The organism is Ramlibacter humi, assembly GCF_004681975.1.
GTDB classification, from domain to species: Bacteria; Pseudomonadota; Gammaproteobacteria; order Burkholderiales; family Burkholderiaceae_C; genus Ramlibacter; species Ramlibacter humi.
Window position 1 is genome coordinate 223,340 of record NZ_SMLK01000002.1, and the last position, 13,729, is coordinate 237,068.

The window sequence follows — 13,729 nt, forward strand, 5'->3', positions numbered from 1 at the left end:
ACGGGTTTGGATTGAGTAGATCGGAACGGAAAACGATGAAGAGCCTTTCGAACAAGCTGGCGGGCCTGTTGGCAGTTTCGGGCGCGCTGGCGGCGGGCAGTGCCCACGCCGTGAACGACCTGCCCGGCGGGCCGGGCGTGCGGCAGCTGAACCTGCATCCCGCCGCCACGCGCATCGCCACCGAGCAGGCCTGGCTGCACTGGTTCATGCTGATCACCTGCACGGTGATCTTCATCCTGGTCTTCGCGGTGATGTTCTATTCCATCTGGAAGCACCGCAAGTCGGTCGGCCACAAGCCGGCCAACTTCCACGAGTCGGTGACGGTGGAAGTGATCTGGACGCTGATCCCCTTCATCATCGTGATCCTGATGGCGCTGCCGGCCACCAAGGTGCTGGTCGCCTCCAAGGACACCAGCAACGCCGACCTGACCATCAAGGCCACCGGCTACCAGTGGAAGTGGGGCTACGACTACCTGAACGGCGAAGGCTCCGGCCTGTCGTTCCTGTCCACGCTGGACGCCACGCACCGCGAGATCTCCAACGAAGGCGCTAAGGGCGACGTGCCCGACAACTACCTGCTGAAGGTGGACAACCCGCTGGTGGTGCCGGTCAACAAGAAGATCCGCATCGTCACCACGGCCAACGACGTCATCCACGCCTGGGGCATCCCGGCTTTCGGCGTGAAGCAGGACGCCATCCCCGGCTTCGTGCGCGACACCTGGTTCCGCAGCGAGAAGACCGGCGACTTCTACGGCCAGTGCTACGAGCTTTGCGGCAAGGAGCACGCCTACATGCCCATCCACGTGAAGGTGGTGAGCGCGCAGGAATACACCGCCTGGGTGGCCGACCAGCAGAAGAAGATGGCGGCCAAGCAGGACGACCCGAACAAGGTCTGGACGCTGCCCGACATCCAGGCCCGCGGCGAGAAGGTCTACGCGGCCAACTGCGCCGCCTGCCACCAGCCCAACGGCAAGGGCGCCGGCCCGATCAAGCCGCTGGACGGCTCGCCCGTGGTGCTGGACGCCGACAAGGCCAAGCAGATCCAGGTGGTGCTCAACGGCCGCAACGCCATGCCGTCCTGGAAGCAACTGAGCGACACCGACATCGCCGCCGTCATCAGCTTCACCAAGAACAACTGGTCCAACAAGACCGGCCAGCTGGTCCAGCCTTCCGAAGTGCTGGCGCAGCGCGGCAAGTAAAGACAAGCACCGAGGTACCTCCATGAGCGCAGTTCTCGACCCCCACGGCCACGCGGGCGATCACGCCCACGACGACCACCACGGCGCGCCCACCGGCTGGCGGCGCTGGGTCTACGCGACCAACCACAAGGACATCGGCACGCTGTACCTGCTGTTCTCGTTCACCATGCTGATGGTGGGCGGGGTGCTGGCGCTGGGCATCCGCGCCGAGCTGATGTACCCGGGCCTGCAGCTGGTGAACCCCGAGCTGTTCAACCAGTTCACCACCATGCACGGCCTGATCATGGTGTTCGGCGCCATCATGCCGGCGTTCGTGGGCTTCGCGAACTGGATGATCCCGCTGCAGATCGGCGCCAGCGACATGGCGTTCGCGCGCATGAACAACTTCAGCTTCTGGCTGATGATCCCGGCCGCGCTGATGCTGGTGGGCTCGTTCTTCATGCCCGGCGGCGCGCCCGCCGCCGGCTGGACGCTGTACGCGCCCCTGACGCTGCAGATGGGCCCGTCGATGGATGCCGGCATCTTCGCGATGCACATCCTGGGCGCCAGCTCGATCATGGGCTCGATCAACATCATCGTGACCATCCTCAACATGCGCGCCCCCGGCATGACGCTGATGAAGATGCCGATGTTCGCGTGGACCTGGCTGATCACGGCCTACCTGCTGATCGCGGTGATGCCCGTGCTGGCCGGCGCCATCACGATGACGCTGACCGACCGCCACTTCGGCACCACGTTCTTCAACCCCGCGGGCGGCGGCGACCCGGTGATGTACCAGCACATCTTCTGGTTCTTCGGCCACCCCGAGGTCTACATCATGATCCTGCCGGCCTTCGGCATCGTCAGCCAGGTCGTGCCCGCCTTCGCGCGCAAGCGCCTGTTCGGCTACGCCTCCATGGTGTACGCGACGAGCTCGATCGCCATCCTGTCGTTCATCGTGTGGGCGCACCACATGTTCACCACCGGCATGCCGGTGACCGGCCAGCTGTTCTTCATGTACGCGACCATGCTGATCGCGGTGCCCACGGCCGTGAAGATCTTCAATTGGATCGCGACCATGTGGCAGGGCTCGATGACGTTCGAGACCCCCATGCTGTTCGCGGTGGGCTTCATCTTCGTGTTCACGATGGGCGGCTTCACCGGCCTGATCCTGGCCATGGCGCCGATCGACCTGCTGCTGCAGGACACCTACTACGTCGTGGCGCACTTCCACTACGTGCTGGTGGCCGGCTCGCTGTACGCGCTGTTCGCCGGCTTCTACTACTGGTCGCCCAAGTGGACCGGCGTCATGTACAACGAGACGCGCGGCAAGATCCACTTCTGGTCGTCGCTGATCTCCTTCAACGTCACCTTCTTCCCGATGCACTTCCTCGGGCTGGCCGGCATGCCCCGCCGCTACGCCGACTACCCGATGCAGTTCGCCGACTTCAACTGGATCGCCTCCGTCGGCGCCTTCTGGTTCGGCCTGTCGCAGGTGTACTTCTTCTTCTTCGTGGTGCTGCCCGTCATGCGCGGCAAGGGCGAGCCCGCGGGCCAGCGCCCCTGGAACGACGCGGACGGCAAGGGCGCCGAAGGCCTGGAATGGGAAGTGCCGTCGCCGGCCCCGTTCCACACCTTCGAGACGCCGCCCAAGCTGGACGCCAGCGCCACCCGCGTGCTGGACGCGCTGCCGTCCCACGTGAACCCGAACTCCGGCGCCGCCCACTGACGGCTGCGGGAACCCAGGCCCATGCCGACCGAAGAGCAGAAGAAAGCCAACCGCCGCCTGGCCTGGATCCTGGCATCGGTGGTGCTCGTGTTCTTTCTCGGCTTCATCGCCAAGATGGCGCTGCTGAGGGGCTGAGGACATGGGGCTGCGCGCGGAGAACGCCCGCATGGTGCGCAAGCTGGTGGTCGTGGCCGCCGGCATGTTCGCCTTCGGCTATGCGCTGATCCCGCTGTACAAGCACATCTGCGAGATCACCGGCATCAACATCCTGGCGCTGGGCGAGAAGCAGGTGCCGGGCGGCTCCAACGCCGCGGCCAATTCGCAGGTGGACCGCACCCGCACCATCACCGTGGAATTCGACGCCAACGCGCGCGGTCCGTGGCAGTTCAAGCCGGCGGTTTCGCAGCTGAAGGTGCATCCGGGCGAGCTGGCCACCGTGATGTACGAGTTCCAGAACGTGCAGGACCACCGGATGTCCGCGCAGGCCATCCCCAGCTATGCGCCGCGGCAAGCCGCCGCGCACTTCAACAAGCTGGAATGCTTCTGCTTCAACCAGTACACGCTGGAGCCCGGCGAGAAGAAGCAGTGGCCGGTCGCCTTCGTCATCGACCCCAAGCTGTCGAAGGACGTGACCACCATCACGCTGTCCTACACGTTCTTCGAAGTGGGCGGCAAGACGCCCGCCCCGCCGCAGGCCGCGGCAGGCCGGGAAGGCGGGGAGCGTGGATGAAATTCGTGCGTACCGTGCGCGCGGTGGCCTGGTCGTTCCTGGGCATCCGCAAGCGCAGCGGCCTGGAAGAGGACATGCAGCGGCTCAACCCGCTGCACGTCGTGGCCGTGGCGCTGGTGCTGGTGGCGCTGTTCGTGGGCGGGCTGATCGCGCTCGTCCACTGGGTCGTGTAGGCATCTAGAGAAATCACCGAGAGAGTCGAGGAAGCAAAACCATGAGCGCAACCAGCGGCAGCCAGCCCTACTACTTCGTGCCGCATCCCTCGCGGCACCCGGCCTTCGCGGCCTTCGGCCTGTTCTTCGTCATCTTCGGCGCCGCCCAGTGGATCAATGGCCACGATTGGGGCAAGTGGTCGGTGCTGTTCGGCCTGCTGTGGCTGTTCGGCGTGCTGTTCCAGTGGTTCCGCGACGCCATCGGCGAGAGCGAAGGCGGCCAGTACAGCCACAAGATCGACCTCTCGTTCCGCTGGAGCATGAGCTGGTTCATCTTCTCGGAGGTGATGTTCTTCGGCGCGTTCTTCACGGCCCTGTGGTGGATGCGCGCGCACTCGGTGCCCGCCCTGGGCAGCCTGGACAACGCGCTGCTGTGGCCCGACTTCAAGGCCGTGTGGCCCACCGTCGCGCCGGGCGCCACCGCTTCGCCCGCCGGCATCATCGAGCCGTTCCAGACGATGACGCCGTTCTGGCTGCCGACCATCAACACCGCGCTGCTGCTGTCGTCCGGCGTCACGCTGACCATCGCCCACCACCTGCTGCGCGACAACGCGCCGCGCGGCAAGGTCGTCGCCTGGATGTGGGTCACGGTGCTGCTGGGCCTGACCTTCGTGTTCGTGCAGGGCTACGAGTACTTCCACGCCTACCACGAGCTGAACCTGAAGCTCACCTCCGGCGCCTACGGCTCCACCTTCTTCATGCTGACCGGCTTCCACGGCTTCCACGTGATCGTCGGCATGCTGATGCTGCTGTTCATCACCATCCGCCTGATGAAGGGCCACTTCACCGCCGAGCGCCACTTCGGCTTCGAAGGCGCCGCCTGGTACTGGCACTTCGTGGACGTGGTGTGGCTGGGCCTGTACACGCTGGTCTACTGGCTTTGAGCCGCGCGCGCACCGCGAAACGACAAGGGCCGCATCCGCGGCCCTTTGTTCTTGGCGGTGTCGCGGCTCAGGCGCCGGCCGGGATGCCCGTGGGATGGATCCAGCCCAGCTTCCACGCCACCAGGATGCAGATGAACAGCAGGATGGAAAAGCCGACGCGGAAAGCGAGGGCGCGCGCCATGTTGCTGGTCTTGGGCTTGCCGCCTTGCCCGTCGCGCATCATGAACCACAGCGCCGAGCCCAGGCTGCCCAGGATGGCGATGAAAGCCAGCAGCACGAGGTATTTCATGCCGCCGATTATCGGCGCGGCGCCATGAAGGGCCGCCGCTTCTGGCTGCTGACCCTGGCCGCCGTGCTGGGCATGGCGGCGACATTCGCGCTCGGCCTTTGGCAGCTCGGCCGCGCCCACCAGAAGGAAGCGCTGACCGCGGCGGTCGAGGCGCGCAAGCACGACGCGCCGCTGTCGCAGGCCGAGTTCCTGGACGCCAACCGCGTTTCGATGCTCTACCGGCCCGTGGTGCTGCGCGGCCAGTGGGACGCGGCGCACACCGTGTTCCTGGACAACCGCCAGATGGACGGCAGGGTGGGCTTCTACGTGGTCACGCCGCTGAAGCTGGCGGGCAGCGGCCGCGCGGTGCTGGTGCAGCGCGGCTGGGCGCCGCGCAACTTCCAGCATCGCGACCAGCTGCCGCCGGTGGAGACACCCGCCGGCGAAGTGGAGGTGGCGGGCCGCATCGCCCCGCCGCCCGCCAAGCTATACCAGTTCGGTTCGGCCGGCACCGGCCCCATCCGGCAAAATCTCGACTTGGCGCCGTTCGCCGCCGAGACCCGTCTCCCGCTCCTGGCCGACGTCAGCGTGCAGCAGGCCGGCGCCGCCGCCGGGGGCCTGTGGCGCGACTGGCCCGAGTCGTCGGGCGCCCGCGGTCCCGAGACGAACTACGGCTACGCCTTCCAGTGGTGGGCCCTGTGCGCGCTCATCGCCATCCTCTATGCCTGGTTCCAGTTCATCCAACCCCGCCGCCGCCGACAAGCCTGAGCGCTTCGAACAGCCGCTGGACCTCACCGTCCACGCGCTGCCGGGCCCGCGCGAGGTCGAACAGGCCGAGCGCACTTCGCGCGGCCGCTTCAAGATGCTGATGGTCGCGCTGATCTGCGCCGCGCCCGTCGCCGCCTCGTACTTCACCTACTACGTCGTGCGGCCGGAAGGCCGCCGCAACTTCGGCGAACTGATCGAACCGCAGCGCGCCATGCCGGCCATCGAGGCGACGACCCTCGACGGCGCCAAAGTGCCGCTGGCCAGCGTGAAGGACCAGTGGCTGCTGGTCAGCGTGGCCGGGGGCGCATGCGACGCGCAATGCGAGCAGCATCTTTACCTGCAGCGGCAGCTGCGCGAGGCGCTGGGCCGCGACAAGGACCGCGTGGATTGGGTCTGGCTCATTGACGATGCCGTGCCCGTGCGCGACGCGCTGCGTCCCGCGCTGGCGCATGCCACGGTGCTGCGCCTGCCGAAGGAGCAGCTGGCGCAGTGGCTGCAGCCCGCGGCGGGTGCCGCGCTGGAGGACCACCTGTACGTGGTCGATCCCATGGGCCACTGGATGATGCGATTCCCGGTGAAGCTGGATCGCGAAGGCGCGGCGAAAGCCAAGCGCGACCTGGAAAGGCTGATGCGCGCATCGGCCGGCTGGGACCAGGCGGGGCGGGGCAAGTGAACGGCGTCGATCTTTCTCCCGCACTGCACGTCATGCTGATGGGCGCGGTGCTGGCGCTCGGCCCCGTCGGCTGGCTGTGGCTGCGCCACCGCGGCACCACGCCGGCGCGGCGCCTCGCATTGCTCACGGGGCTGACGCTGTTCCTCACGTTCGACCTGATCGTCTTCGGCGCCTTCACGCGCCTGACCGATTCGGGCCTGGGCTGCCCCGACTGGCCGGGCTGCTACGCCAACGCCTCGCCGGCCGGCGCGCATGCCGAGATCAGCGCGGCGCAGGCGCAGATGCCCACCGGGCCGGTGACGCACACCAAGGCCTGGATCGAGATGGTCCACCGCTACCTCGCCACCGGCGTCGGTGCGCTCATCCTGCTGCTGGCCGTGGGCACCTGGGTGCTGCGCAAGCGCGCGGCGCTGCCGGTGCATCCGTGGTGGCCGACGGCCACGCTGGCTTGGGTGTGCCTGCAGGGCGCATTCGGCGCGCTAACGGTGACGATGAAGCTGTTCCCGGCGATCGTCACGATGCACCTGCTGGGCGGCATCGTGCTGCTGGCTTTGCTGGTGCGGCAGGAGTTCGCGTACCGGCACGGCGAGGGCTCGTCGCGCATCACGGCCTTGCCGGCGCCCGCGCGCGCGCTGCTGCTCGCCACGCTGGCCGCGGTGTGGCTGCAAGTCGCGTTGGGCGGCTGGGTCAGCACGAACTACGCGGTCCTCGCGTGCACGCAGTTCCCGACGTGCCAAGGCTCCTTGTGGCCGCCGATGGATTTCGCCCAGGGCTTCGAGCTGTGGCGTCCCCTGGGTCTCACCTCCTCGGGTGAGCACGTGAGTTTCGCGGCGCTCACCGCCATCCACTATGCGCACCGCCTGATGGCGTACGTGGCGCTCGCCCTGCTCGTCACAACGGCGTGGCGCCTGCGGCAGCGCCTGCCCGGCATCGCGCGCCTGCTGGCCGCGCTGGCCGCCTGGCAGCTCGCCAGTGGCTTGTCGAACGTGGTGCTCGGATGGCCGCTGGTCGCCGCCCTGGCCCACACCGGCGGGGCCGCCGCCACCATCGCGGTGCTGACCTGGGGCGTGTGCGCCAGCCGCAGCACGCGCACCGCGGCACGGCATGCCGCGGACCTGCATGCCCAAGGAGCGCGCCCATGAGCCGCTTCCAGCAGTTCTATGCACTGACCAAGCCGCGCGTGGTGCAGCTGATCGTGTTTTGCGCGGTCATCGGCATGGTGCTGGCCGTGCCGGGCGTTCCCACCGGCGACGACCTGCGCATCGCCGCCTTCGCCGCCTTCGGCATCTGGCTGGTGGCGGGCGCGGCCGCGGCGTTCAATTGCCTGATCGAAAAGGGCATCGACGCCAAGATGCGCCGCACCGCATGGCGGCCCACGGCCAAGGGCGAGCTCTCGGACGTGCAGACGCTGGTGTTCTCCATCGTGCTGTGCACCGCCGGCTCCGTGCTGCTGTACGTCACCGTGAACCCGCTGACCATGTGGCTGACCTTCGCCACTTTCGTCGGTTACGCGGTGATCTACACCGTGGTGCTCAAGCCGCGCACGCCGCAGAACATCGTCATCGGCGGCGCTTCGGGCGCGATGCCACCGGTGCTGGGCTGGGCTGCGATGCGCGGCGACGTGGGGCCCGAGGCGCTGGTGCTGTTCCTCATCATCTTCCTGTGGACGCCGCCGCACTTCTGGGCGCTGGCGCTGTACCGCGTGGAGGACTACCGCAAGTCCGGCCTGCCCATGCTGCCGGTCACGCACGGCAGCGAGTTCACGCGGCTGCAGATCCTGCTGTACACGCTGGTGCTGTTCGCCGCCTGCCTGCTGCCTTTCGCCATCGGCATGAGTTCGTGGCTGTACCTGGCCGCGGCGCTGGTGCTCAGCGCCGGCTTCACCTGGTACGGCTTCCGCCTTTGGCGCGACTACTCCGATGCGCTCGCGCGCAAGACTTTCCGGTTCTCGCTGGTCCACCTGAGCGTGCTGTTCGCGGCGCTGCTGGTGGACCATTACCTGCTTTTCTGAGGGGATGCCCATGCAACGCCGCCTCGTGCTCGCCACCTTCGCCGCCGCCGCGCTTGCCGCCTGCGGCGAGAACAAGCCGCAGTTCAACGCCATCGATCTCACCGGCGCCGACTACGCCAAGGACTTCTCGCTGCCCGACACCGACGGCAAGGTGCGCAGCCTGTCCGACTTCCGCGGCAAGGTCCCGGTGGTCTTCTTCGGCTACACGCAGTGCCCCGACGTGTGCCCCACCACGCTGGCCGAGATCGCGCAGGCCAAGCAGATCCTGGGCGCCGACGGCGCGAAGGTGCAGGGCATCTTCATCACGGTGGACCCGGAGCGCGACACGCCGCAGGTGCTGAAGGCCTACATGGCCAACTTCGGCCCCGACTTCATCGCGCTGCGCGGCACGCCCGAGCAGATCGCCACGCTCGCGAAGGACTTCAAGGTCTACTACAAGAAGGTCGAAGGCAAGAGGCCCGGCACCTACACCATGGACCATTCGGCGGCCAGCTTCGTGTACGACACGCAAGGGCGCCTGCGCCTGTACACGCGCTACGGCAGCGGCCCGCAGGCGCTGGCTGGCGACCTGAAGCAGCTGCTCGCGCAAGCCTGAGGGCGGCGTGGTCCAGCACCTGCTTGCAAGGCGTGGGGCGGCCCGCATCGCGCTGATCCCGCCCGAGGTGCTGGAGGCGCTCAACGCGGGGCTGGTGCCCACCGTCAACCTCAACGAGTTCCTCGCGCTGGACCTGCCGCGGCTGGCGTCCAGCGTCGCCGGCCACATCGGGCTGGATGCGCGGTCGGAGCGGCTCGTGGACACGCTGGCGATGCTGGCCGCGTTCAAGCCCCTGAAGCGCCACCACCACATCGCGCTGGCGCTGTACGACCTGGCCGGCGCGCATCCGCGTCCGGACGACGTCGCCGACGCCATCGCGCGCCATCCCAGCGACATCGCGCGTTCCTGGGCCGCGCAGTGGGTCGGCTACTCGGGGCTGGCGCTCCCGCAGAAGCTGGCATCGGTGCGGCGGTTCGCGGCCGACCCGCATTTCGGCGTGCGCGAGATGGCGTGGCTGGCAGTGCGCGACGAGGTGGTGCGCGAACCATCCACGGCGATCACGCTCCTTGACGATTGGGTGCGTGATAGCGATGCCAACATCCGCCGCTTCGCCAGCGAACTCACGCGGCCGCACGGCGTGTGGTGTGCTCCGGTGCCCGCGCTGAAGGCCGAACCCTGGCTCGCGCTTGCATTGCTGGACCCGCTGAAGTCGGACGCGAGTCTCTACGTGCGCAATTCTGTCGCCAACTGGCTGAACGACGCCAGCCGCACGCAGCCGGAATGGGTGCATGAAGTCTGCCGGCGCTGGACGCGCGAGTCGCGCACGCCGGAGACGGCGTACATCGCGCGCCGCGCGCAGCGCACGCTGATGAAGAAAGCGCCGGACTGACCGGCGCTTTTCTTATTCGGCCTTGATGCCGCGGGACTGGATCACTCCGCCCAGCAGCGCGGTGTCGGCCTTGATGCGGTTGGCCAGGCCCTCCGAAGACGTGCCGGCCACCTGCCAGCCTTGCTGGAACAGCTTGGCCCGCACGTCGGGCGTGCGCGAGATTTCGCTGATCAGCGACGACAGCTTGTCCACCAGCGGCTTGGGCATGGACGCGGGCGCGGCCGCGGCGGTCCAGATCTCCAGCTGGAAGCCGCGGGTGACGCCGCTCTCGTCCAGGCTGGGGTATTCGGGCACCAGCGAACTGCGGCTGGCCGACGTGACGCCGATGGCCTTGAGCTTGCCCGCGCGGATCTGCACCGCGGCCAGGCCGGGCGGCAGCAGCGACAGCTGGATCTGGCCGGCGATCATGGCGTTGATCACCTGCGGGTTGCCGGGGTACGGCACGTGCACCGGGTTGATGTTGGCGCGCGCCTTCAGCAGCTCCATGCCGATGTGGCCGACCGTGCCCACGCCCGGCGAGCCGTAGCTCCACTTGTCGCCGGCGTTGCGTGCCGCGGCGAAGAATTCCTGCGCGTTGTGCCCCGGCGCATTGGCAGGCGCGGTCAGCAGCAGCGGCGCGGTGCCGATCAGGCTGATGGGCGCCAGGTCCTTCACCGGGTCGTATGGCGTCGCCGGGTTCAGCAGCTTGGCGATCGTCATGTTGCCGTTGATCATCACGCCGATCGTGTGCAGGTCGGTCGCCTTCACCACCGCGTCGGCGGCGATGTTGCCGCTGGCGCCAGGACGGTTGTCGACGATCACGGGCTGTCCCAAAGCCTTGGACAGCGGCTCCGCGATGGTGCGCGCCACCAGGTCGGGCGTGGACCCGCCCGGGAAGCCGACGAGGATGCGCAGCGGTTTGCTGGGCCAGTTGGCCGGCATCGCGTCGGCGCTGTTGCGCGGAGTCTTCTGCGCGAGCGCGGCGCTGGAGGCGGCGGACAGCGCCAGGGTCAGCGCGGCCCGCCGGTGGAGGGAATACGTCATGGCCAACATGCTACCGTGATCGCGGCGCACCGCCCGCCAGTCAGGTGTTCAGCGCTCGGATCTGCTTGCGTGAGTCGGGCGGGAAGGCCGACAGCGTTTCCGCCACCCATTGCAGGATGGACTCGGCGTCCGGCGGACCGGCCGGCAGCATGGCGATGACGACCTGCAGCTTCAGCGTCAACCCATTGGGCAGCGCCTGCGCCTGCCGCAGTCCGCTGGCCACGAGTTGCTGCGCTCGGCTGGTGGCGACGTCCGGCGTGGTGGGGCCTTCCAGCACCAAGGCGAAGTCGCGTTCGCCCACCCGTGCGGCCATGTCCATGTCGCTGGCGGCGCGGCGCAGGTGCGATGCGGCGACCACCAGCGCGCGGTCCAGCGTCTCGCGGCCGTACTCGGCGGTGATGACGTCGTGGTTGGCGAGCCTCACACCCAGCAGGGCGCAGGCGTGCTTCTGGCTGCGCGCGCGAGCCAGGACGTCTTCCAGCCGCGGCATCAGCGTGCGCAGGTCGGCCAGGCCGGTGAGGGCGTCCGATTTCGGCAGGGCCGAGGCGCGCGCCTGCGCCTCGCGCCGCCGCGACCCGCGCAAGGTCATGGCGTAGAAGAGGATGGGCATCTCCACCGCTGCCCCGATTGCCAGGCCGTAGCGCGTGAAGATGGAATTGGGGATCAGGCCGAAGCCGCGCGCCAGCGGGAACAGCGCCATCACCATCACCGGCACGAAACCCAGCGCGATCAGCCGGATGTCGGGCTGGTCGCCGCGCTGCCACACCAGCCCGATCAGCGCCGACACGACCACCAGCGCCGCCGAGGTGAGCATCAGCCGGGCGACGAAGATCGGCCGGCTGGGCGTCCAGGTGTCGAACAGCACCGCCACCAGCAACGCGAGGATCAGCGCCCAGACGACGAGGTTCAGCACGCGCGAGAAGCGGGCGGGCTCGGTCACGACCTGGACGAACCACAACGCCGCCACGGCCGACAGCCCCGGCAGCAGGAAGGTGGAACTGGCGTTCCAGTCCAGCCAGCGGTCCCACAGGTGCTGGGCGCCGATGCCGAGGTAGGCGACCTGCCCGAGCGTGAAGATGATCAGGTAAACCGCGTAGGCGAGGAAGTTGCGGTCGCGGTACAAGGCCGCGTTGGCCAGCGCCACCACGGCCAGCAGCGCCGCGATGCCGAAGTACGCGCCCATCAGGAGCTGCTCGCGCTCGCGCGCGGCCAGCAGCTCGGCCTGGCTGTACAGCGTGAGCTCGGCGCCGAAATCCACCCGGTCATGCTCGACGCGCACGTAGTACGTCATGGGCGCGCCGGTGTTCGCGAGCTCGAAGGTCGGCAAGCGGCCCGGCACCGGCCAGCGCGATACCGGCACGCTGTCGCCGGCTTCGAGTGCAACCCAGCGGCCGTCGGCGGCGCGGCGGAACAGCTGCACCCGATCGATGCCGGAGGAGCTGAGCGTCACGTACCACGGTTTGCTGTCGCGCATGTCGACGTCGAAGCGCAGCCAGAGCGCCTTGCCGTCCAGGCGGTGCTGCTTGCCCGGCGGCCGGGTGGCCCAAGGCAGCGACGCGGCTTCCGCGACGATCTCTTCCACCTTGTATTCGCGGCCCGGCTCTTCCCAGAACTGCACGAGGCCATCCAGCGGAAGCACGCCGTGCTCGCTGGGCAGGACCACGACGGGGAGACGGGGCTGGGCCGAAGCCAGGCCGCAGGCCAGGACGGCCAGCGCGGCAAGCCAGCGGATGACGATGAGACAGCCTCTCACGGCCGGGATTGTCTCCGGTTTCCCGGCAATGGCCCTCCAGGCTCGGCGTGCCCCGAAAAAAAGCCCGGCAGCTGCCGGGCTTTTTTTCGGGGCACGCCCGTTCAGGCGAACGCGGCCAGCGACTTGCGCATCTTCTTCATGGCCGCCGACTCGATCTGGCGGATGCGCTCGGCCGACACGCCGTATTCGGCGGCCAGCTCGTGCAGCGTCATGCCGCCGGAGCCGTCGTCGTTGACCTTCAGCCAGCGCTCTTCCACGATGCGGCGGCTGCGGGCGTCCAGGCCTTCCAGCGCGGCGGCGATGCCGTCGGTGGCCATCACGTCGCGCTGCTGCGATTCCAGCACCGCCGTGGGTTCCTGCGTGGCGTCGGCCAGGTAGGCGATGGGGCCGAAAGCCTCTTCGCCGTCGTCGGCCGGGCCGGGGTCCAGCACCACGTCGCCGCCGGACATGCGCGTTTCCATCTCGATGACTTCTTCGCGCTTGACGTTCAGCTCGCGCGCCATGACCTCGATCTGCGCGTCGGTCAGCGTGTCGCGGTGCGTGGCCGCGCCTTCGTCGTCCTTGAAGCCCTGCTTCATCGAGCGCAGGTTGAAGAACAGCTTGCGCTGGGCCTTGGTCGTGGCGACCTTGACCATGCGCCAGTTCTTCAGGATGTACTCGTGGATCTCGGCCTTGATCCAGTGCAGCGCGTAGCTGACCAGGCGCACGCCCTGGTCAGGGTCGAAGCGCTTGACCGCCTTCATCAGGCCGATGTTGCCTTCCTGGATCAGGTCGCCGTGGGGCAGGCCGTAGCCCAGGTATTTGCGCGACACCGACACCACCAGCCGCAGGTGCGACAGCACCAGCTTCCCGGCCGCTTCCAGGTCGTTGTCGTCCTTGAGCTTGCGCGCGAATTCGCGCTCCTCGTCCGCGGTGAGCATCGGCAGGCGGTTCACCGCCGAGATGTACGCGTCCAGGTTGCCCAGCGAAGGAACCACGGCCCACGGGCTGGCCACGGCCAGCGCGCGGCCAGGGGCTGCCATAGAGGCTGCTGTCATACCGGGTGCTCCTTTCATGTCCGATTTCTGCATATTAGC

16 protein-coding genes are annotated in these 13,729 nt (G+C 68.2%); 12 read left to right on the plus strand and 4 right to left on the minus strand.

Translation table 11 applies throughout. From position 1 onward, the window contains the following. Positions 1-35 precede the first annotated feature (35 nt). Genes coxB through EZ216_RS08470 form a run of 6 tightly spaced genes read left to right on the plus strand, consistent with a single transcriptional unit; the run spans position 36 to position 4,733 of the window. Positions 36-1,199, plus strand: a complete 1,164-nt coding sequence (gene coxB / locus EZ216_RS08450) for a cytochrome c oxidase subunit II (protein WP_135249309.1) — start codon at positions 36-38, stop codon at positions 1,197-1,199. 22 nt (positions 1,200-1,221) lie between these two features. Next, complete coding sequence (gene ctaD, locus EZ216_RS08455; protein WP_135249310.1) at positions 1,222-2,907, plus strand: cytochrome c oxidase subunit I; 1,686 nt, start codon at positions 1,222-1,224, stop codon at positions 2,905-2,907. Between the two features lie 21 nt (positions 2,908-2,928). Further along, positions 2,929-3,042 (plus strand): cytochrome oxidase small assembly protein, encoded by a 114-nt coding sequence (locus tag EZ216_RS21765; protein WP_239024316.1) that lies wholly within the window; start codon positions 2,929-2,931, stop codon positions 3,040-3,042. Between the two features lie 4 nt (positions 3,043-3,046). Beyond that, positions 3,047-3,637 (plus strand): cytochrome c oxidase assembly protein, encoded by a 591-nt coding sequence (locus EZ216_RS08460; RefSeq protein ID WP_135249311.1) that lies wholly within the window; start codon positions 3,047-3,049, stop codon positions 3,635-3,637. After that, positions 3,634-3,810 carry a DUF2970 domain-containing protein gene (locus EZ216_RS08465; RefSeq protein WP_135249312.1) on the plus strand — a complete coding sequence of 59 codons (177 nt, stop codon included), beginning with the start codon at positions 3,634-3,636 and terminating at the stop codon, positions 3,808-3,810. The genes EZ216_RS08460 and EZ216_RS08465 overlap by 4 nt, the downstream gene beginning before the upstream one ends. A gap of 41 nt (positions 3,811-3,851) precedes the next feature. Beyond that, positions 3,852-4,733 carry a cytochrome c oxidase subunit 3 gene (locus EZ216_RS08470; RefSeq protein ID WP_135249313.1) on the plus strand — a complete coding sequence of 294 codons (882 nt, stop codon included), beginning with the start codon at positions 3,852-3,854 and terminating at the stop codon, positions 4,731-4,733. Positions 4,734-4,800: 67 nt separating this feature from the next. Here the strand turns inward: EZ216_RS08470 and EZ216_RS08475 are convergent, their stop codons facing one another. Further along, positions 4,801-5,022: a twin transmembrane helix small protein gene (locus tag EZ216_RS08475; RefSeq protein WP_135249314.1), complete on the minus strand. Its 222-nt coding sequence runs from the start codon at positions 5,020-5,022 to the stop codon at positions 4,801-4,803. 24 nt (positions 5,023-5,046) lie between these two features. Between EZ216_RS08475 and EZ216_RS08480 the strand changes: the two genes are divergently transcribed. The 6 genes from EZ216_RS08480 to EZ216_RS08505 are packed head-to-tail and all read left to right on the plus strand — an operon-like array spanning position 5,047 to position 9,877. Then, positions 5,047-5,769 carry an SURF1 family protein gene (locus EZ216_RS08480; protein WP_135249315.1) on the plus strand — a complete coding sequence of 241 codons (723 nt, stop codon included), beginning with the start codon at positions 5,047-5,049 and terminating at the stop codon, positions 5,767-5,769. Then, positions 5,723-6,442, plus strand: coding sequence for a redox-active disulfide-containing membrane protein (locus tag EZ216_RS08485; RefSeq protein WP_135249316.1), 720 nt, complete (start codon positions 5,723-5,725; stop codon positions 6,440-6,442). The genes EZ216_RS08480 and EZ216_RS08485 overlap by 47 nt, the downstream gene beginning before the upstream one ends. 32 nt (positions 6,443-6,474) lie before the next feature. Further along, positions 6,475-7,584: a COX15/CtaA family protein gene (locus EZ216_RS08490; RefSeq protein ID WP_135249779.1), complete on the plus strand. Its 1,110-nt coding sequence runs from the start codon at positions 6,475-6,477 to the stop codon at positions 7,582-7,584. Continuing rightward, a complete protein-coding gene (cyoE, locus tag EZ216_RS08495) occupies positions 7,581-8,453 on the plus strand; it encodes a heme o synthase (RefSeq protein ID WP_135249317.1) in 873 nt (290 codons plus the stop codon). The genes EZ216_RS08490 and cyoE overlap by 4 nt, the downstream gene beginning before the upstream one ends. A gap of 4 nt (positions 8,454-8,457) precedes the next feature. Continuing rightward, positions 8,458-9,048: an SCO family protein gene (locus EZ216_RS08500; protein ID WP_439126721.1), complete on the plus strand. Its 591-nt coding sequence runs from the start codon at positions 8,458-8,460 to the stop codon at positions 9,046-9,048. A 7-nt stretch (positions 9,049-9,055) separates the two neighbouring features. Further along, on the plus strand, positions 9,056-9,877 hold the full coding sequence (locus EZ216_RS08505; RefSeq protein WP_135249319.1) for a DNA alkylation repair protein: 822 nt from the start codon (positions 9,056-9,058) through the stop codon (positions 9,875-9,877). Between the two features lie 12 nt (positions 9,878-9,889). Here the strand turns inward: EZ216_RS08505 and EZ216_RS08510 are convergent, their stop codons facing one another. The 3 genes from EZ216_RS08510 to rpoH all read right to left on the minus strand — a co-directional run bounded on the left by EZ216_RS08510 (position 9,890) and on the right by rpoH (position 13,690). Further along, entirely contained in the window at positions 9,890-10,900 is a 1,011-nt protein-coding gene (locus EZ216_RS08510) for a Bug family tripartite tricarboxylate transporter substrate binding protein (protein ID WP_135249320.1), read from the minus strand. Positions 10,901-10,940: 40 nt separating this feature from the next. Next, positions 10,941-12,653: a sensor domain-containing diguanylate cyclase gene (locus tag EZ216_RS08515; protein ID WP_135249321.1), complete on the minus strand. Its 1,713-nt coding sequence runs from the start codon at positions 12,651-12,653 to the stop codon at positions 10,941-10,943. A gap of 101 nt (positions 12,654-12,754) precedes the next feature. Beyond that, a complete protein-coding gene (gene rpoH / locus EZ216_RS08520) occupies positions 12,755-13,690 on the minus strand; it encodes an RNA polymerase sigma factor RpoH (protein WP_239024317.1) in 936 nt (311 codons plus the stop codon). Between the last annotated feature and the right edge of the window lie 39 nt (positions 13,691-13,729).